The organism is Nonomuraea mangrovi (assembly GCF_042681425.1).
Taxonomy (GTDB): domain Bacteria; phylum Actinomycetota; class Actinomycetes; order Streptosporangiales; family Streptosporangiaceae; genus Nonomuraea; species Nonomuraea mangrovi.
In genome coordinates this window covers 228,122-245,942 of record NZ_JBHUFV010000068.1, presented here as the reverse complement: position 1 = coordinate 245,942, position 17,821 = coordinate 228,122, and the positions used below count along the sequence as shown (strand labels likewise).

Sequence of the window (17,821 nt, the reverse complement as noted above, 5' to 3'; positions counted from 1 at the left end):
TGCCACATCAGCTCCATTCGATTCGTCGACATGACGTACGCCACCGGCTTTGACGTCGTGTCGACAAGCCTCCCGGCAAATCACGACATCCTGTGTCGTGTATCCCGGTAGAGTTTTCGTGTGCGCGCCGACCGGTTGGTCTCGCTGGTGCTGCTGCTGCGACAGCACGGTCGGCTGTCCGCGGTCACGCTGGCCCGCGAGCTGGAGGTATCCACCCGCACCGTGCTGCGCGACATCGAGGCGCTGTCCGCAGCCGGCGTCCCGGTCTACGCCGAACGCGGCCGGCACGGCGGCTTCGCGTTGTTGCCCGGTTTCCGGACCGAGCTCACCGGACTGAACCACGACGAGGCCCTTGCCCTGCTGATCGCCGGATCGCGGCGCGGCGCGCAGGCATTCGGCCTCGGCTCGGCGCTCGCTTCGGCGATGCTCAAGGTGGTTGACGCGCTGCCCGAAAGCTATCGGGACACCGCGGCCGGCGCGTCCGAGCGATTGCTCATCGACCCGGAGACCGACCTCCTCTCGCGCCGGCTGGTCGCTGAGGAGGTGCCCGACACCGTGGTGGCCGAGGTCCGGCGCGCGGTGCTCGCCGGACACAAGCTGCGCATCCACTACGCGGCTGTGGACCAGACCCCGAAGTGGCGCACGGTGGACCCGATCGGCCTGGTCACCGTACGCGACCAGGGCTACTTGCTGGCCACGAGGTCTGGCGCGGACCGCACCTACCGGCTGTCCCGGGTCTTGGCCGCCAAAGAACTCGCCGAACCCGCACAGCGACCAGACCGGGTCGATCTGGACCGGGCCTGGCAGGAGCGCAGCACGCGGTTTCGGACCGGCGGCGACCAAGTCAGCGTGCTGGTCCGGGTGGACCCGGCGCGGCGGGAGGACCTGGTGGGCACCGCGCTGGCCGTCCGCACCGAAGAAGCCGACTCAGACGGCTGGCTGCGGCTGGAGGTGACCTTCCAAGACTCGAGACACGCCGAATGGGCGCTGTGGCAGCTCGCCACGGACGCGGAAGCCCTGGCCCCGCAGTGGTTGCGCACCTCCCTGCGCAACCGCGCCGCCGCGATCGCCACCCGTTACGGAGTGTCGTCCTGAGAGTTGTCGCCTTCCGCGGGCCGCCGCCGAGTCGCAGTGCTGGTCGCCCTGCCGGTTGTAGCGCACGGAGGCCTCAGTGACGGCCCGCTCCGCGGCCGGCGCGTCGATCACCGAGCCGCCCGTGTCAGCCACGCTGGGCGGCGCGGTGACATGCAGGCTGTGACCCTGTCCGCGGCGCCCGGTCCGGTCAGTGTCTGGGGCACGCCGGGGACGGACGCCACGGACGCGCCCTGGCCAGAGCTGGGCGAGGTGGCGTGGGCGCTGTCTCCGATGAGCACCACCGAGCCGTTGTGCCAGATCGGGGTCGAGGGCAGGTCGTTGGCGTTGCCGGGCCCGTACTGCAGGTCGCCGGCCTCGACAGGTGCGGCGACCGGCGACGACCCGCGTGAGCAGGGTGGCGAGGTCGGAGCGCTGGATGGTACGGGCGGCGGTGCCGTCGGGCAGTACACCGTTGGAGACCTTTGCGAGAAGGGGCCGAACTCGCCCGACCGGATGCCGAGGAGGTCAGCGCCGCCCTCGGCCCGGTCCGTCCGGAGCTCCCGTCAGATGGCGGTCGCGGAACCGTTCGCGGACGCGGTGGTGGGAGCGCTCGGTGGTTGCCAGCCGTGGGTGAGGATGTCGAAGCAGGTCTGGATGGCGGCTGTGAGGTCGCGTCGTCCGCGGACGAGGGCGGGGATGTCCAGGACGTAGCGGGCGAGGGTGGCACAGGCGAGGTCGTCGTGGTCGACGCCGAACTCCTCGGCGATGACCGCGGCGAGGGCGCTGGTGTGCCTGGTCCACATGCGTTCGGAGTAGGCCCGCAGCTCCGGGGTGGAGTCCACGAGGCGGGTGAACGCGGCCCGCTGGGGATGGGTCTCGATCGGCGGCAGGGTGTCCAGGGCGTGCTCGCGGAGGGCGTCCAGGATGCTCTGGCCCGCGGGACGTTGCCGTACCACGGTGATCAGTTCGGCTTCCTGGTCCTGGTCCTGGTCGAAGACGAGCGCCTCTTTGCCGGTGAAGTGCTTGAACACCGTGGTCTTCGACACGTCGGCGGCGTCGGCGATGTCGCTGATGCTCACCTGGTCGTAGCCGCGCTCCAGGAAGAGCTCCAGGGCGGCGTCGGCGATCGCTTGCCGGGTGGCCGCCTTCTTGCGTTCGCGGCGGCTGACAGGGGACACGGTCATGGGGCAAGCCTATACGATTGCAGCCTCAGCCAACTTGTGGCTTGAGTTCATTAGTTGACTCAGTTCACTTTACTACTTAGTCTTCGTTGCGAGGGGCGGCGAGCACCTCGCGCGGCACACCTCCCAGGCATGTCCGCCGCTTGGCCGGGCTGCCAGTCGCGCCCCCGCCATCACGGGCATGCGCGAGCGCCGAGGTCGACAGCGCCGCGCTCACCCCTTGAGCCCGTGTCCCGTTCTTCGAAAGGAATTTCCGCGATGACCTCTCCCGCACCCGCGAAGGCCCGTATCAGCGTCATCGGCGCCGGCCCCGGTGGCCTGGCCTGTGCCCGCATTCTGCAGAGACACGGCCTGGCGGTGACCGTCTATGACCGTGACGCGGACCGGAACGCCCGCGACCAGGGCGGCACGCTGGACCTGCACGCCGATGACGGCCAGATCGCGCTGCGCGAGGCCGGCCTGCTGAAGGAGTTCTTCGCGCTGGCGCGTCCGGAAGGGCAGGAGATGCGGCAGATGACCTCCGCCGGCGAGATGGTGATGCATCACGTGCCCGAGGAGGGAGAGCGCTTCAAGCCGGAGATCGACCGCGGCCAGCTCCGCGACCTGCTGCTGGACTCGCTGGAGCCGGGCACCGTGCGGTGGGGCCGCGCTCTCGACAGGGTCGGCGGGCCCGCCGACGGGCCGCGGCTGCTGCACTTCACCGACGGCACAGCCGTCGAGACCGACCTCGTCATCGGCGCTGACGGCGCCTTCTCCCAGGTCCGGCCGGCCGTCTCGCCCGCCGTCCCCGCATACACCGGGGTCAGCTTCCTGGAGGCGTGGTTCAACGACGTCGACGCCCGTCATCCCGAGATCGCCGACCTGGTCGGCCATGGCGGCGCGGCCGCGGGCGACGGCGACAGAGGCCTGTTCGCCCAGCGCAACAGCGGCGACCACACCCGCGTCTACATCATCCGGCGCGTCCCGATCGACTGGATCAGCCAGAGCGGCCTTACCGTCGCCGACACCGAAGGCATCCGCGTCAAGCTCCTGAAGGAATACGCCGACTGGTCTCCCCGCCTGCAGCGGCTGATCAGCGACAACGACGGCCCCTACGTCGACCGCCCCATCTTCGCCCTCCCGGTCCCGCACACCTGGGAGCACAACCCCACCGTCACCCTGATCGGTGACGCCGCCCACCTCATGCCCCCGCTCGGCGTCGGCGTCAACCACGCCCTGCTCGACGCCAGCGAACTCGCTCTCGCCCTGGCCGGCTCCGCCACCCTCGACGAGGCCATCCGCACCTACGAGGCGACCATGCTGCCCCGCTCGACTCAGACCGCCAAGCTGCTGGAAGGCGGCGCCGAGCAGTTGCTGTCTCCTGAGGTCCCCGACTTCAGTGACGACGAGCACTGAGGAGGACTCGACCGCGCGACATCACGCTGAGCGGGCCTGCCTGGCCACCGCCGGCCGGCGACCGTGCCGGAGATCCGTGGAGACGTGAGGCTTGGCGGGTGTTGCGCGGCTGGGCCATGCGATGTCGTCAACGGCGAGAAACGGCTCGCCGGCCACGGTCGCGGGGGTCGCCCCGGTGAACGCCACGACGTCCCGATGCAGGTGGGACTGGTCGGCGTAGCCGGCGTCGGCCGCGACTCGGGCCGCGCCTTCACCCGCGACCAGGCGGTGGGCGGCATGGTCGAAGCGGACCAGCTTCACGGCGCGCTTGGGCGGCAGGCCGAGCTGCGACCGGAACCGGGACCACAGCCGCTTGCGGCTCCACCCGACCTCGGCCGCGAGTCCGTCGACCCGGGCCAGGCCACGGCTGCCGACGATCCGGTGCCAGGCCCAGGCCACCTCCGGATCCACTGGCGGCCCCGCCTCATGCCGGCGGGCGAGCAGCGCGTCCATCAACGCGAAGCGATCCTGCCACGACGAGACCTCGCCCAGTTGCTCACGGATCCGGGACACCTTCCGGCCCCACAGATCCTCGAGGGCCACCACGGCGCCGTCCAACTCGGCCGGAGAAACGCCCAGAACCGCGCGTGCGATCACCGGGGACAGGCGCACCTGCACGCACTCGACGTTCTCACCCCACACCCGGACCGCGCCGCCGGACCCGAGCCCGGGCCCGGCGACCATGCTTCCCCGCTGCTGCCGCCCGGCGGCACAGTCAAGGACGGGCGAACCGGCGCCGAACTCCAGAAGCAGCGTCACGGCCGGGTGCGGGACCATCCGGAGCGCGTCCAGGTCACGGACACGGAACCCGGCCATGGTGACACCGGCCACCCGGCTGGGCCGCCGCGGGCACGCGACGCCCCACACAGCCGTATCGTGCACGAACGTCCGCACCGTCCCATGCTAGTGCCGCACCATCTTGGGTCTGCCTCGTTTCGTGGGGACACGACGATCAAGATCCCACCGTGGTCGGCGTGATCGCCTCAGACTCTGTTCGCGGCTGAGCGGGTTCGCGTACGCGAGATCGATGACGACGAGGGGAACCGGCTGCTGCGCATCGTACGGCGTGGCACTGGCTCGGTGGTGACCTGGCGGCGAGCGCAGATGGTGCTGCTGTCGGCCCAGGGCATGACCACCACGCAGATTGCCAAAGTGGCCTTCACCAGCGAAGACCGGGTCCGTGATGTGATCCACAACTTCAACACCGATGGATTCGACTCGCTCTACCCCAAGTACAAGGGCGGCCGGAAGCCGACGTTCACGCTCCCGCAGCGCGTGGAGATCAAGAAGATCGCCAAGTCTCGTCCTGCCGAGCACGGGTTGCCGTTCTCCCGGTGGAGCCTTGCCAAGCTGGCCGATTTCGTGGTCGCGGAGGGGGTGATCGAGGACATCAGCCATGAGGGCCTGCGCGAGCTTCTACGTGCTGAAAATGTCTCATTTCAAGCCATAAAGACCTGGAAGGGCTCCCGCGATCCCGACTACGCGACCACGAAGGCCCGCATCGAGCACCTGTACGCCATCGCCGGCGGCGAGGTCGTACCCGAGCCCGGCGAACCCGCCGTGATCTTCTGCATGGACGAGTTCGGGCCGCTCAACCTGCAGCCCCGCCCTGGCCGCCAGTGGACCGACGTCGGCGGCAAGGGCAAGGATCCCGATCGCGAACCTCGGCCCAGGATGCGCGCCACCTACACCCGCGCCCAGGGGATACGGCACCTGTTCGCCGCGCTAGACCTGGGCAAGGACAAGATGTACGGGCACGTCAAGAAGCGCAAGCGGCGCGGAGAGTTCCTGGAGTTCTGCCGCCACCTGCGCAGCCTCTACCCGCCCGAGGTGCGCATCGCGATCATCTGTGACAACTTCAGCCCGCATCTGACGACCAAGAAGGACAAGCGGGTGGGAGAGTGGGCGGAGGCGTGAGATCGCCTACACGCCCACCAACTCCTCGTGGCTGAACCGCATCGAGGCGCAGTTCACCGCGTTGCGCGAGTTCACCCTCAACGGCACCGACCACGCCAGCCACCGAGAGCAGGGCAGCATGATCCGCCGCTACATCGCCTGGCGAAACCGCAACACCGACAACCCTCGCCTACGCCGCATCGTGAAGAGGGCAAACGCGGCCTGACCCTCTGTGATGGGGCTTAGCTTAGCTGGTCAAGGTGGCGACCAGCCGTGCGACCAGCGTGCGCGTCTCCTCAAAAGAGGCGTCGCGCAGGGCGGGGCTGTCGAGGAGCGAGCGCATCACGCCCATGCCGAGCAGTAGCGCGCCCACCAACTCGGCCCGCAAGGCGGGATTTTCGCCGCCCATCCGCTGGGCGAAGTCAGGTAGGTAGCCCTCGCAGATCTGCGTACGCAACTGGTCGCGGATGGCCGGGCGTCCCGCGGAGCGCAGCATCACCAGAAGCGGGTGCTCGCCGTCGAACTGCTCCCAGTCGGCGAAGACGACATCGTGCAGCAATGTGTCGGTGATGTGGGTGAGCGGACGCGTCGGATCGTCCGTGAGGCCGGTCGGGATCTCCTTGCGCACGGCTTCCTCGTGGAGTTGGTCCTTGGAGCCGAAGTAGCGGAAGACCAGAGCTGGGTCGACACCTACATCAGCCGCGATGTCACGCACGCCTGTGCCGTCGAAGCCCTGTCGGGCGAAGCGCAGGCGTGCGGCGTCGAGCAGCGCGGCGCGGGTAGCAGCTTTGTCGCGGCGTTTTGGCTGGTTCATGAAGTCATCATAAGTCATCGAACGTTGACTTAGCTCACCCGCCAGCCCTAGCATTCTTGTCATCGGTCGATGACTAAGGGGGAGCTTAGGAATGCGCACATATGTGGTTACTGGCGGCACGGATGGCATGGGCAAGGGCCTGGGGCTGCATTTCCTGCAGCGTGGAGACAGGGTGATCGCTGTGGCCAGCGGGGAAGCCAAGGGACGTGCCTTCCTGGCCGAGGCGCACCGGCTCGGCGCCGAGGGCAGGGCCGTGTTCCTCCGGGCCGATCTGAGCACCGTCGCAGGAATGCGGCAGGTGGTCGAGGAGGTGATGGCGACCACTGAGGCCGTGGACGGGCTGGTATTCGGAGCCCAGCGCTTCCGCCCCAAGCGCGAAGAGACGGCGGACGGGCTGGAATTCACGTTCGCACTCGCTTACCTGAGCCGCTTCGTGATCGGCCACGGCCTGATGGGACACCTGGAACGCGCCGAGGCGCCCGTCGTGATGAACATCGCCGGACCCGGCGGCTTGCCGGGTCGCATCAACTGGGACGATCTCCAGTGGCGCGAAGGCTACACGGGGATGCGCGCGGCGATGCAGTCCTCTCGCTGCAACGACCTGCTGGGAGCTGCTTTCCCCGCCCGCTACCCGGCCGCCCGCACGCGCTATGTCCTCTACAACCCCGGCTTCGTGAACACGGGCATGGCCGATCCGCTGCCGCAGCCCAAGCGTGCCGTTACCAAGGCGCTCGCCCGGCTCTTCGCGATGCCGGTCGACAAGGCGATTGTGCCGATCGCCGCACTGCTGGATGCCGCGCCGGGACCCGCCGTCACCGCCTACATGCGCGGCACGCCATTGTCGCTGACCGGCAAGGATTTCGACCTGGCCACTGCAGCGCGTCTCGACCGCATGACGACGGACCTACTTGAACAGATCACCGCAACTCGGTAACGCACTGTGGCGATCCCATAGATAAGCGCGAGGAGCGAGTTCCCCGCACAGCTTTCCACGGCGGAGAGCTTACGCAAGCGGATGATCCTCAGCAGCCTGCGACCCTCATTGTCACTAATCCTACGGACCCGCACTCGTGCAGCCGTGCCCGCAGTGTGAGGCGATCACACAGTGCCCCAGCCGACCAGGGGCTGATGCGGCATGTCCCAACAAGGCAAACGTGACCTGTCACGGCACTAGCGAGCCGACGGAGGGGAACATTTGTCCAATCCGCCGGCGCGTACCGGCGGCGACAGTGGGCTCATGACTGTTTCTGACGGCGGACCGCACGTGAACGGCGGCGCCGAGGCCACCGAGAGTTCGACCCTGCCTATGGACGACGGCGACATCTACGTGTGCCAGGACGGCCCCCGCGACGCCCCCGCACTCCTGCTCCTCCACGGGTCCGCATCCTCGACCCGATCGTGGGACCCGATGGTTCCCCTGCTGACCGGATCTCACCGCGTCATCCGGATCGACCTGCTCGGGCACGGCCGCTCGGCCAAACCGGCCGACCGCAGCTACGCGCTCCCGGACCAGGCACGCAGGGTCGGCGCGGCCATGGACCGGCTCGGTGTCGAGCACGCCGTAGTCGTCGGCCATTCCAGCGGCGGCGCGGTCGCCACCGCCCTCGCCGAACAGCGCCACGACCTGGTGACCGCGCTCGCGTTCATCAACACCGGCCCCAGCCTGGACGCCTTCATCGCACCGGAGTCCGCCGCATTCGGACCGTCGCAGTGGCCGCCGACCGACGAGCAGCTCCGCCAGTTCGCGAGCACCGGTTTCAGCCGCGCGGGCTACCGGATCCCACAAGAGCTCCTGGACGAGGTGCGCGCCATGACCTACCACACGCTCACCACGACGATGCAGGCCACCCGCCACTACATGGAACAGCAGGCGCTCCCGGACCGGCTGACGGTCCTGGGCAAGCCGCTACTGGTGATCTTCGGCGAGGACGATCGCAGATGGCGATCCTCATCCGCCTCCGACTACCGCGCGGTTCCGGGCGCGCAGGTCGTGTTGCTGCCCGGTCTCGGGCACTCGCCCCTGCTCGAGGATCCGCCGCGGACCGCCACTCCCCTGCTGGCCTTCACCGCGAGCCACGCCGTACGGGTGGACTGAATGACAAGGAGGGACCCCGTGCGGATTCTCGTCTCCGGCGCCAGCATCGCCGGTCCGGTGCTGGCGTACTGGCTCACCAGGCACGGCTTCGCCGTCACCGTCGTCGAGCGCGCGCCGACTCTGCGCAAGACCGGCGGCCACGCGGTCGACCTGTTCCGGCCCGCGATGAACATCTCGGAGAAGATGGGCGTGCTCCCGCGCGTCGAGGAGCGGTCCACCGGCACCGACCGGATGACCGTCCATCAGGAGGACGCGCGGCGTCCCGTCCGGGTGGACCTCTCCAAGATCTTCAGCGCCACCTCCAACCGGCACGTCGAGATCATGCGCGACGACCTGAGCGAGATCTACTACGACGCCACGCGCGACGACGTCGAGTACATCTTCGGCGACTCGATCACCGCGATCTCGCCCGACGGCGAGGTACGGTTCGAGAACACCGCGCCGCGCCGTTTCGACCTCGTCGTCGGCGCGGACGGGCTGCACTCCAACGTGCGCCGCCTGGTCTTCGGCGACGAGTCCCGCTTCAGCGCCTTCACCGGCGCCTACCTCGGGGTGCTGACCCTGCCGAACGTCTCCGGGCTCGACGGCGAGCTCCTCATGCACGTCGGTGTCGGCCGCACCGCCGGCATGTACGGCGCGCGGCACCTCGACGACGCGCGGGCGTTGTTCCTGTTCCGGAGCGAGCGCGAGCTCGACTACCACCACCACGACGTGCCCCGGCAGAAGGAGCTGCTGCGCGGTGCGTTCGACGGCATGCATCCCGACGTGGACCGCTGGCTGGACGAGCTCGACCGCACCTCGGCGTTCTACTTCGACTCGATCACCCAGCTCCGCATGGACACGTGGTCACGAGGGAGGGTGACGCTCGTCGGCGACGCGGGCTACTGCCCCGGCCCGGCCGTCGGCGGCAGCACCAGCCTGGCCGTCGTCGGCGCATACGTCCTCGCCGGGGAGCTGGCGCGGGCGGGCAGTGACCACGAGCGTGCCTTCCCCGCCTACGAGCGCGCGATGGCGCAGCACGTGCGCGGCAGCCGCGCGGCCGCGCTCAGCGCGACGAAGACCCTGATCCCCGCCTCACGCCTCGGCGTGCGGGGACTGGCCCGGGGCGCCCGCCTGATCTCCGCCCTGCCCGCGGGGCTCAGCCGCGCCTTCCTTCGCCTCACCACCAAGAGCGCACGCCTCCACGACTCCATGACCGTCGACGACTACCCGCCGTCGCCCACCGCATCACGAGGCCTGGTCGGCCTCGCGGGCGACCCCGGAGGCGGCCTCGGGAGCGGGCTCGGGGTGGAGTGAGGAGTGCTCGCCCGCCTCCGCCGACTCGCCCTGCCGGACCGGCAAAGGCAAGCTGGCCGTCCAGTACCACACCGCCCGCTTCCGGCTCGTTCCCTCCCTCGCCAAGGCGCTCACCGTGGCGACCCCGCCCCTCCACAAGCCGGGCACGCTCTGGATCGAGCTGCCCCGTCCCGCCGCGGCCAGAGCCGGACCGGCAGGGCACATACGGGATCGGCCTCCACGGTCCGCCAGTCCCTGGACACCCAACTCGACGCGCTCAACGCCGCCCGCATCTTCTCCGAGAAGATCTCCACCCGCCCCGAACTCGACAAGGCCGACACCCCTCCCCGGCCACGGTCCTGCGCATGTTCCGCGACCATGACGAAGCCGCAACAACGGCCACCGCCTCGAGCATGACCAGGAGTCCGAGAGCTGCACAGAATGACGGACCTGGCCTCTATGGTCCCAACATGAAATCCGCTTCGCGAACATTTCGAGCTCGTGGCTGGAACAGCTGACCGGCGCCTTTGAGATCCTGCTCGGCCGTCCGCTGACGAGTTTCGACGCCGACGCCGTCTACGCGACGTTCTTCGGCGGCAACCTCATCAACGAGCTCGGCTTCGCGCAGGACACCGTCTGGGTGAACCCTGCTGCCCTCCGCGGTGCCGAGCCGGTCGTCTGGGACTGCCCGATCTTCGACCTGGAGGAGCCACTACTGGAGTTCGACGCGAGCCGGTCGGTCTTCGGGTTCGACAAAGCCGGGCTGCCGCCGGAGTTCGAGGCGGATCTCGCGGCGGGTGCTTCGCGGGCCGGCTCGTCCTGGGCGGCGACCTGGCTCCCCTGCTGGCGCGGTACGACCTCGCCGCGTCCGATCTGCGCGACACCTGGACCGTCTGCCACCCGCGGCTGGTCTCAGACGGCACTCTCTTCGACGCGATGCGGGTCGCCACCGCGCTCGGCACGAGCCCCGAAAGCCTCCTTCCCCTCGAGGCGGAGGCGACCGAGAAGTGGCAGGAGGCGCTGGCCGACCTCACGCCGCCTGAGCTGTTCGCCCACCTGAGTTTCTTCTGCACCGGAGGCGAGGAGGGGCTGATGTACCTGCGAACCGAGCGGTCGGGCGGCGACCTGCTCGCCGACGAGGGCTGTACGCTGATCGCCAACTGGGAGGAGGGGCAGAGCCAGGTCGAGTTCGCGGTCGTCCAGGTCGGCGAGCTCTTGGCAGGGCCGTGCCCGTCCTGAGAACACACGGCGGGCCGGGAGCGCCAGACCTGTCAGGGCTCGACGGCCGACGGAGCGAGGCCCCCTGCCGTCGCCGCAGCGGGCGTGATCGAGCTTGGCCGTCGCCCACGGCAGATCTGGAAGGGCCTCGCTGGCCGGGCTCGAACCGGCGTCCACCCGGTCCCGAGCCGGGCGCTCTACCTCTGAGCTACAACGAGGCCACCTCCAGGCACCGCCGACCGGGCTCGAACCGGCGACCACCTGGAAGAAGAGCCAGGCGTTCTACCACTGAACTACGGCGCGCCCAGCCCAGTCTGCTCGGTCCCTCCCCGGCAGTGCCACCGGTTATCGGCGGGCGTTTCCCGCCGCGAGGGCGACACCACTCCCCTACTCTGTGGGACGGCCTGTCGTGGGCAGCTCGCTTACCACGATCCCGGAGGCCAGCCCGTGGCCGGCGTCTGCGGCGAGTTCTGGCTTGACGTGCTTGCCGCTGAACACTCCCGCCCGCCGAAGCAGGGACGCCCAGACCGGATCGGCGATGCTCACGCCGTGCACCAGCTCGGGCGTCGGCCGGAACACGGCCACAACGCGCCGGGCGGCAGGCGCCGTCCAACCGGATCCCTCCGGGTCGAGCCCGGCCGTACGGCAGGCGGCCTCGACGTCGGCGCGGGTGCAGGCGCTGCTTCCGTCCAGGACCTCCCAGGGCGGCGGCAACGCGGCCCACACCGCGGTGTTGGGGTCGACGCCGTCCCCTGCGCTGTGGTGCCAGGCCGCCAGGTCGGCCGCCATCAGCCGCATGACCTTGCCGGGGCAGGCCACGTCCAGCAGGTCCAGCGCGTCCAGCGAGGCCAGGCAGGCCAGCCACCCCGCTCGGGCGGCGTTGTAGGCGACCGCCAGGTTGTTTCACGTAGTGGAGTCGTCGCCCGGCCGCACGATCATCGAGATGCGGTCGGTGCCGGGATTCCAGCGGTCGCGGAGCATGCCTGCGCTGTGCCGCATGACCGCCGACCACTGGCCGAGAAGGCGTCCCCGCTCCTCCTCGGTCAGGCGCTCCAGGACGTCAGGTGTCGCCCGCACCTGGGCGATCATCCACCAGTCGCTGGAGTCCGTGCACCGGTCGAGCAGGACGGAGGCGATCTCATCGAACGGGTTGTCCCGCCCCGACAGGGTGAACTCCCGGCGCAGCTTGCGCCGCGCGGTGTAGTAGGCGACGTAGCACGCGGCGTCGACGTCGGCCAGGAAACGCTCGCGCGGGATGTCGGCGCCGAACCCTGTCACGCCCAGCATGAGCAGCCGCCGCTTGTCCTGTTCGACGCCCAGGGTGTCCGCCTTGGCCGCGAGCCTGCGCAGCGTGCGAAAGCGGCGGTTGTACTGTCGCTTGGACAGCTCTATCCCGGCCGCGTCCCGGGACTCGCGGTTGAGCCGGTCGGCAAGGAAGTCGGTACGGTCCGGCGCCCACCGGATGGCGCTCCCTATGGTCGTCGCGAACTCCAGCAGCGACCTCGGGTCGTCGGGGTCGACCTCCACGGAGCGTTCAAACAGCCGGGTTGCTGCCGTGACTTGCCGCGCACCGCCGACCGGCCGGGCGTAGTCCGTGGACATCGAGGAGAACCATGCTGCGTTGCGCGAGGAGTGCCTGGCCGCGCGCTGGAGCATCACCCGCTCGCGCCTGGACAGGTTCCCCTCCAGCGCCTGCAGCACCAGATCGGCGACATCCTCGGGCCGATAGCGTCGATCCAGCGAGTCGTACAGCTCGAGCAGGATCTCGCGGCATGAGCGGTCTCGGTCCTTGCGGAACTTCATGGCGGCCATCATCGCCGCCGATCGCCAACGACCGCGATCGGATTTCTTCCGTTGCCGAGCCGTGCCCGTCGATCTCCGTACCGGTTCCTTCGCGTCGCTTCTGCCCGGCGAAGCAGCTCGGCGGGACGCCGCAGCACCGCTCCCCAGCCGATGCCGAGTGCCGCCGCCACGTGGCGACCTCACCGACAAAGAGCTGTCGGTGAGACCTGCGTCAAACGCCTCAGACGAGAGGCGTTCGACCTGCTCATCGCGTTGTCCGCGCCGAACCAAGGATGGCGTGCGCCGTAGCGGCACCGGCCGGTGATCGCGTGGCATGCGAAGCACCCGCCTCATATAAATAGGTTCGGCATTGGCGCGGGCCTGGGTTAGTCTGCGGCAATGCCACAGGGGGACATCGACAAGATCGCTAAGGAAACCGGCTTCTCCGGTGTGGTCTGGGTCGACCGGGCCGGCCAGGTCGAGTTCGCGAAGGCCTACGGGCTGGCCAACCGCACCTACCACGTTCCCAACACCCTGGACACCAGATTCGGCATCGCCAGCGGCAGCAAGGGGTTCACCGCCCTGGCCGTGCTCTCGCTGGTCCAGGACGGCGTGCTGGAGCTGAGCACCACCGCCCGATCCCTGCTCGGCAGGGATCTACCGCTGATCGCGGACGACGTGACCGTCGAACATCTGCTCACACACACCTCTGGCATCGGTGACTACCTGGACGAAGAGGCCGACACCGAGATCACCGACTACGTCATCGGCGCGGCGCACGAGCTGACTACCACCGAGGCTTTCCTGCCCCTGCTGGACGGGTATCCCACCAAGTTCCGGGCCGGTGAGCGGTTCGGCTACTGCAACGGCGGTTTCGTGGTCCTCGCCCTGCTGGCGGAGCGGGCGGGCGGCGTCGGCTACCACGACCTGGTCCGGGAACGGGTGCTCCGCCCGGCCGGCATGACCAGAACCGACTTCCTCCGCTCCGACGAGCTGCCCGCTGACGCGGCCGTGGGTTACCTGCCACTGAACGGGGCGGACCGCTCCAACATCTTCCACCTGCCGGTGCTGGCCACCGGCGATGGCGGCATCCACACCACCGCCGCCGACATCTCCACCTTCTGGCGCGCGTTCTTCGCCGGCGACATAGTGGATTCCGTCGACGAGATAGTACGGCCACGCTGCGACGTACCCGAAGAATCCATGCGCTACGGTCTCGGCTTCTGGCTGCACAAGAGCACCGACACGGCCATCCTGGTCGGGTACGACGCCGGCGCGTCGTTCAAGTCCACCCACGACCCACACACCGGCACCACCTGCACCGTGCTCTCCAACACCTCCCCGGGCGTCTGGCCCATCGCCCGCGTTCTCGCACTTTGAGGACCGACACGTCGTACCGGTGAATGGCATCGTCCTGGATCCCCTCCATCCGGGGACGCGGTCTTATCCCGAACGATGCCACAGCCGCCAACGAGCGGCCCCACCATGACGACGGCCCCGACTGGCGCGATCGATTCCGCCGACGCCCAGCTCGCCGCGCACCCGAGAGGCAGTGGGCAACCCCCGACGACGTCATGGACGTCGCCCCATCGCCCTAGCCAGCTGGCTGATGCGCGCGGCCGCGGAACCGCACTTCCGTGGCGTTCCCTCGCCACCCCCGTGCCCCCCATCCGTTCGCTATACCAGGGAAGGGCAAGGCTCGGCGGCTGACGAGCGTTGACCTGGGAGTCCCTATCGGGGAGGCTGATCCGTCCAGCCGGTGGTCACCCCGATGGATCTCAGGCCCCACGACACGCTTCCGTCGTCGCCGTAGAGATAGTTGGTACGAGTCACCCGAGCGGTCTCGGGATCGACGACCAGCTTGATCTCCGGCCCGCCGTCAGGATTGGGGAACCGCAGTCCCTGCCCATCCTCGACCGCGCCCGTGCTCTCGACACCCGGCGTCGCGGCGAGCGCCCGGAACGCCGCGGAACGGACCTCCGACGGCGTCGGCAGTTCCGAGATCAGCGCGACGAGGGAGAACAGCGGGTCGCCGCGCTGCTCAGACGCGGTCATGCCACCGTCACGCCCCTGCAGCCCGGCGATCCGCGCCGTCAACTCCGCCGGCTCCGTCGGCAGCCTTTCGAGATCCTCGATGCTCACCTCGGCACCCTTGAGCCGGAGCGGGGACGGGTCTGGCACGATGACGCCGGGAGGGTCGTCCGGCTCGCCCTTGGACCAACGCCGGCCGTCACGCGTGGTCCAGCTCTCCGTCCGAGGAATGTCCACGTCCCGGTACTCACGGGTGACGTGCCAGTACGTCCCGGAACCTTGGGGCGTGCGTTCGGCACTGGCGGCGGCCATGAGCAACACCTCCCTGCCCGAGACCGGTATGCCGTCGGGCGTGGTCCCGCCCGTGACGAGCACGGCGACGACCGCCGCAGCGGCGGTGGCCAGGGCGAGCGTGGGCATCAGCCACCCGATCCGCCGCCGCACGCGGCCTCGCATCCGGTCATGGAGTCGGCCTCTGCTGCGAGTGATCGCCTCGGTGGGCGGCTCGGGCTTGGTCAGCAGGGTGGCGAGCGCGTTCAGGTCGTCCATGGGCTGTCTCCTTGTCGATGAGGGCGTGGATCTTCGCGCGCGCTCGGCTGAGCCTGGAGCCCACCGTGCCGGCGGCGATGCCGAGCGCCTGGGCCACTTCGTCGTAGCTGAGCTGGCCCAGGGCCACGAGCAGCAGAACGTCGCGCTCGCCGCCGGACAACGCGGCCATCGCCTTGGCCAGGTGCGGCTGCATGCGTTGGGCGGCGACGGAGGCGACGACCCGGTTCTCGTGGCCTTCCAGGGCGGGTTCCGGACCAAGCCGGGCCAGGGCCCTGTAGTGGCGGGTCTCCTTGCGCCGGTGCCTGGCGATCAGGTTGGTGGCGAAGCCGAACAGCCAGGGCCGCAGTCCCCCGCGCTCCGGGTCGAATCGGTCGCGCTGGTCGAAGGCCAGCAGGAACGTCTCGGCCGTGATGTCTTCGGCGATCTGCGTGTCCAGTCGGCCGGCCACGTACAGGTAGATGTCGCGGAAGTAGCGGTCGTGCACGACGGTGAACAGGTCGGGGTCCCGCCGGTACCGGGCGACGAGTTCGGCGTCGGTCATCTGTTCGCCCGCTTCGGCGATCAAATTCTTGTCTCCGTCATCAGGCTGCCTTCATGTGTGGTGCACGGTCACTCATCCTTCGCCGCACGCCGGAATCGTCTTCCCGTGGGCCCCACCGCCCTTTGAGGAGGCCTCACCGTCCCTGCAAGGTCGTACGGGCCGGATCGCCCTGATGCGGGGTTGAGGAACGAGCGGACAGCCGTTGGCGCCTCGTCGTTCCCCTGCGTCGCGACTCGGACGGACCGCTGGTCAGGCTCCGTCGCAGTCACCCGCGGCGTCGCAGGATGACCCTCGTCATGTTCGCGCAGCATGCGCGGGACGGTGGCCAGAGAGGAGCGTCGGCCCGATACCGTGGCCTCGCGAACCCCGCAGCCTGGGCCACCACGCGGATCCCGCCATGGTTCATCACGCGGCACGTCGACGACTACGAGTGGCAGCCTCTCCTCCCGGAGCTTGACTTATCGGAGGGCGGACTGGGAATACTGCCGACGCCGCCCTCACGAGGCCGCGCAGCGGCTGCTTGAAGGGCTCGTGCAGCGAGGTCGCCACGTACACGGGGTTGTACAGCACGTACCTCGTGCGTTTCGAGACGTGGGCCGCCCCCAGCAGCTCGCTGGCCCTGGCTCCCTGCATGGTCGCGGCGAGCGACCGGGTACTTGTCCTGCAGTTGGAGGTCGTCCCAGTGGATTCGGCCGCCCCGCCCAGCGCTCGAAGCCCTCCTCGGTCCCCACTCGGGTCGGGTTGAACCGGAACGCGGCGAGGATCAGAGCGTCGATCGCCGGGTGCTCGGCGTTGAGCCGTTCCACCAGGTCGCGGGTCTGGTGGAGAGAGCTGAGGTCAGACCAACGGACGGCCTGCCCCTCCGCCCTCCCCCGCGGATATGCCGCCGGAACCCGAATCCGCTTGCGCCTTACGACGCCTTCCCCTGTCGAGATCATGTTGAAGTTCGCCGCCGAGTGTCCATGTTCGGCGCGCCTCCTGTCACATTGCCTGACCGGGATGGCGATCTTGGCCCACCGCACGCCGGTGATGGAATCCTCGATGCGGGTCCGAGCGAGCATGAACGCCAGGCGACAGCACCATCGGCGGCATGGTGAGCGCCTGCGGCTCATCACGGTTTGCGTACGGCCGTCCGCGGCGGCAACCGCGACTGGCTGTGATGGCGGCGCCAGACGTGTAGTCCTCCCCTGCGAACCCGATCGTCATCGCGATCCCGAGGGGGATGCTGAAGTAGTGGTGGCTGATGTCGGTGATCTTCGCGTTGATGACGTAATCGGGCTGCTCCGGGTCATAGAAGACATCCAGTGAGCTACCAACGGGACTGTCGCGCGCATCGACCGAATCCGACAGAGCGGCGCTGACCTCTTCTCCGCGGCTCGTCGTGAACTCCACGACCACACGATCTGGGGACTTTCGGTGATGCTGGGATTCGACGACGGTCGCCGTGGTCCGCACTCCGCGTGCGAGGACCTGCCGCGTCTGCCGCATCTCGTAGAACGAGAAAACGGTGACCACGACCATGGCGAGCGCGCACACGGCGAGCACCAGCGCCTGGAACGGCGCACGCTGCTCGCGGAGCTTGAAGGGGCGTGGCGACGCTCCCTTCGTGGCGAGCTGGTGGTGACGCCGCCGCCGCTGCCTGAGCCGTCGCTGACGCTGCTTCACTGGCCTCCGCTGATATGTCGCTTTTGTTGAAATACGGGCGATGATCAGCTGGAGTTCCACCCGAGTTCTGAATGGGGGTCGACGCAGAACCATCGGACGCGGTACACGACCTCGGGCCCGACGACGGCTTGGCCGGCAGGCACCGGCAAGCACTGAGCACGACCGAGACGAAGGTGCGGCCGCCGACGCGCCACCCGGACGAGCGAGCAACCCGTGCTCGAGGCGGCCGCGACACGCCTCACCGTGCATGCCGCAGGCATGGCCGA

The 17,821-nt window shown here is 69.1% G+C and carries 17 protein-coding genes, 2 tRNA genes and 1 pseudogene; 10 read left to right on the top strand and 10 right to left on the bottom strand.

From position 1 onward, the window contains the following. Nucleotides 1–120 precede the first annotated feature (120 nt). Nucleotides 121–1,095: a helix-turn-helix transcriptional regulator gene (locus tag ACFSKW_RS44925; RefSeq protein WP_379580727.1), complete on the top strand. Its 975-nt coding sequence runs from the start codon at nt 121–123 to the stop codon at nt 1,093–1,095. A gap of 542 nt (nt 1,096–1,637) precedes the next feature. On the opposite strand, the gene ACFSKW_RS44920 is transcribed toward ACFSKW_RS44925, so the two are convergent. After that, a complete protein-coding gene (locus ACFSKW_RS44920; protein WP_379580726.1) occupies nt 1,638–2,258 on the bottom strand; it encodes a TetR/AcrR family transcriptional regulator in 621 nt (206 codons plus the stop codon). A 255-nt stretch (nt 2,259–2,513) separates the two neighbouring features. Between ACFSKW_RS44920 and ACFSKW_RS44915 the strand changes: the two genes are divergently transcribed. Next, complete coding sequence (locus ACFSKW_RS44915) at nt 2,514–3,650, top strand: FAD-dependent oxidoreductase (RefSeq protein WP_379580725.1); 1,137 nt, start codon at nt 2,514–2,516, stop codon at nt 3,648–3,650. Between the two features lie 21 nt (nt 3,651–3,671). Here ACFSKW_RS44915 and ACFSKW_RS44910 read toward each other — a convergent pair whose 3' ends face one another. After that, on the bottom strand, nt 3,672–4,583 hold the full coding sequence (locus tag ACFSKW_RS44910; protein ID WP_379580724.1) for an AraC family transcriptional regulator: 912 nt from the start codon (nt 4,581–4,583) through the stop codon (nt 3,672–3,674). 189 nt (nt 4,584–4,772) lie between these two features. Here ACFSKW_RS44910 and ACFSKW_RS44905 point away from each other — a divergent pair, with 189 nt between their 5' ends. After that, nucleotides 4,773–5,606, top strand: a complete 834-nt coding sequence (locus tag ACFSKW_RS44905) for an IS630 family transposase (RefSeq protein WP_379580723.1) — start codon at nt 4,773–4,775, stop codon at nt 5,604–5,606. Nucleotides 5,607–5,667: 61 nt separating this feature from the next. Beyond that, nucleotides 5,668–5,811, top strand: coding sequence for a hypothetical protein (locus ACFSKW_RS44900; protein WP_379580722.1), 144 nt, complete (start codon nt 5,668–5,670; stop codon nt 5,809–5,811). Nucleotides 5,812–5,832: 21 nt separating this feature from the next. Here ACFSKW_RS44900 and ACFSKW_RS44895 read toward each other — a convergent pair whose 3' ends face one another. Then, nucleotides 5,833–6,417 (bottom strand): TetR/AcrR family transcriptional regulator, encoded by a 585-nt coding sequence (locus tag ACFSKW_RS44895; RefSeq protein WP_379580721.1) that lies wholly within the window; start codon nt 6,415–6,417, stop codon nt 5,833–5,835. A 73-nt stretch (nt 6,418–6,490) separates the two neighbouring features. On the opposite strand from ACFSKW_RS44895, the gene ACFSKW_RS44890 reads away from it, so the two are divergent. The 5 genes and pseudogenes from ACFSKW_RS44890 to ACFSKW_RS44875 all read left to right on the top strand — a co-directional run bounded on the left by ACFSKW_RS44890 (nt 6,491) and on the right by ACFSKW_RS44875 (nt 11,008). Next, the gene (locus ACFSKW_RS44890) at nt 6,491–7,333 is read left to right on the top strand and encodes an SDR family NAD(P)-dependent oxidoreductase (protein WP_379580720.1); all 843 of its coding nucleotides are present in this window, start codon (nt 6,491–6,493) and stop codon (nt 7,331–7,333) included. A 303-nt stretch (nt 7,334–7,636) separates the two neighbouring features. Then, nucleotides 7,637–8,494, top strand: coding sequence for an alpha/beta fold hydrolase (locus ACFSKW_RS44885; RefSeq protein WP_379580719.1), 858 nt, complete (start codon nt 7,637–7,639; stop codon nt 8,492–8,494). 18 nt (nt 8,495–8,512) lie between these two features. Continuing rightward, nucleotides 8,513–9,790 (top strand): FAD-dependent monooxygenase, encoded by a 1,278-nt coding sequence (locus ACFSKW_RS44880; protein WP_379580718.1) that lies wholly within the window; start codon nt 8,513–8,515, stop codon nt 9,788–9,790. 25 nt (nt 9,791–9,815) lie between these two features. Beyond that, nucleotides 9,816–10,151: pseudogene (locus ACFSKW_RS55040) on the top strand (zinc finger domain-containing protein); the annotation flags it as partial. A gap of 554 nt (nt 10,152–10,705) precedes the next feature. Further along, complete coding sequence (locus ACFSKW_RS44875; RefSeq protein ID WP_379580717.1) at nt 10,706–11,008, top strand: hypothetical protein; 303 nt, start codon at nt 10,706–10,708, stop codon at nt 11,006–11,008. 125 nt (nt 11,009–11,133) lie between these two features. Here ACFSKW_RS44875 and ACFSKW_RS44870 read toward each other — a convergent pair. The 4 genes from ACFSKW_RS44870 to ACFSKW_RS44855 all read right to left on the bottom strand — a co-directional run bounded on the left by ACFSKW_RS44870 (nt 11,134) and on the right by ACFSKW_RS44855 (nt 12,790). Continuing rightward, a tRNA-Pro gene (locus tag ACFSKW_RS44870) sits at nt 11,134–11,205 on the bottom strand. Between the two features lie 12 nt (nt 11,206–11,217). Next, nucleotides 11,218–11,291 (bottom strand) — tRNA-OTHER (locus ACFSKW_RS44865). A gap of 83 nt (nt 11,292–11,374) precedes the next feature. After that, the gene (locus ACFSKW_RS44860) at nt 11,375–11,785 is read right to left on the bottom strand and encodes a hypothetical protein (RefSeq protein WP_379580716.1); all 411 of its coding nucleotides are present in this window, start codon (nt 11,783–11,785) and stop codon (nt 11,375–11,377) included. A gap of 105 nt (nt 11,786–11,890) precedes the next feature. After that, on the bottom strand, nt 11,891–12,790 hold the full coding sequence (locus ACFSKW_RS44855) for a hypothetical protein (protein WP_379580715.1): 900 nt from the start codon (nt 12,788–12,790) through the stop codon (nt 11,891–11,893). A gap of 378 nt (nt 12,791–13,168) precedes the next feature. Between ACFSKW_RS44855 and ACFSKW_RS44850 the strand changes: the two genes are divergently transcribed. Continuing rightward, entirely contained in the window at nt 13,169–14,149 is a 981-nt protein-coding gene (locus ACFSKW_RS44850) for a serine hydrolase domain-containing protein (protein WP_379580714.1), read from the top strand. Between the two features lie 351 nt (nt 14,150–14,500). On the opposite strand, the gene ACFSKW_RS44845 is transcribed toward ACFSKW_RS44850, so the two are convergent. From ACFSKW_RS44845 to ACFSKW_RS44835, 3 genes are all read right to left on the bottom strand, one after another. Then, a complete protein-coding gene (locus tag ACFSKW_RS44845; protein ID WP_379580713.1) occupies nt 14,501–15,349 on the bottom strand; it encodes a CU044_5270 family protein in 849 nt (282 codons plus the stop codon). Next, the gene (locus ACFSKW_RS44840) at nt 15,261–15,914 is read right to left on the bottom strand and encodes an RNA polymerase sigma factor (protein ID WP_379580712.1); all 654 of its coding nucleotides are present in this window, start codon (nt 15,912–15,914) and stop codon (nt 15,261–15,263) included. The genes ACFSKW_RS44845 and ACFSKW_RS44840 overlap by 89 nt, the downstream gene beginning before the upstream one ends. Before the next feature lie 957 nt (nt 15,915–16,871). Then, complete coding sequence (locus ACFSKW_RS44835) at nt 16,872–17,615, bottom strand: DUF3592 domain-containing protein (RefSeq protein WP_379580711.1); 744 nt, start codon at nt 17,613–17,615, stop codon at nt 16,872–16,874. Nucleotides 17,616–17,821: the final 206 nt, after the last annotated feature.

Excerpts from the sequence above, each read along its gene's own strand:
- ACFSKW_RS44890 (WP_379580720.1), top strand. The coding sequence starts at position 6,491 with ATGCGCACATATGTGGTTACTGGCGGCACGGATGGCATGGGCAAGGGC.
- ACFSKW_RS44915 (WP_379580725.1), top strand. The coding sequence starts at position 2,514 with ATGACCTCTCCCGCACCCGCGAAGGCCCGTATCAGCGTCATCGGCGCC.
- ACFSKW_RS44845 (WP_379580713.1), bottom strand. The coding sequence starts at position 15,349 with ATGGACGACCTGAACGCGCTCGCCACCCTGCTGACCAAGCCCGAGCCG.
- ACFSKW_RS44855 (WP_379580715.1), bottom strand. The coding sequence starts at position 12,790 with ATGAAGTTCCGCAAGGACCGAGACCGCTCATGCCGCGAGATCCTGCTC.
- ACFSKW_RS44860 (WP_379580716.1), bottom strand. The coding sequence starts at position 11,785 with ATGCGGCTGATGGCGGCCGACCTGGCGGCCTGGCACCACAGCGCAGGG.
- ACFSKW_RS44875 (WP_379580717.1), top strand. The coding sequence starts at position 10,706 with ATGCGGGTCGCCACCGCGCTCGGCACGAGCCCCGAAAGCCTCCTTCCC.
- ACFSKW_RS44920 (WP_379580726.1), bottom strand. The coding sequence starts at position 2,258 with ATGACCGTGTCCCCTGTCAGCCGCCGCGAACGCAAGAAGGCGGCCACC.
- ACFSKW_RS44885 (WP_379580719.1), top strand. The coding sequence starts at position 7,637 with ATGACTGTTTCTGACGGCGGACCGCACGTGAACGGCGGCGCCGAGGCC.
- ACFSKW_RS44895 (WP_379580721.1), bottom strand. The coding sequence starts at position 6,417 with ATGACTTATGATGACTTCATGAACCAGCCAAAACGCCGCGACAAAGCT.
- ACFSKW_RS44850 (WP_379580714.1), top strand. The coding sequence starts at position 13,169 with ATGCCACAGGGGGACATCGACAAGATCGCTAAGGAAACCGGCTTCTCC.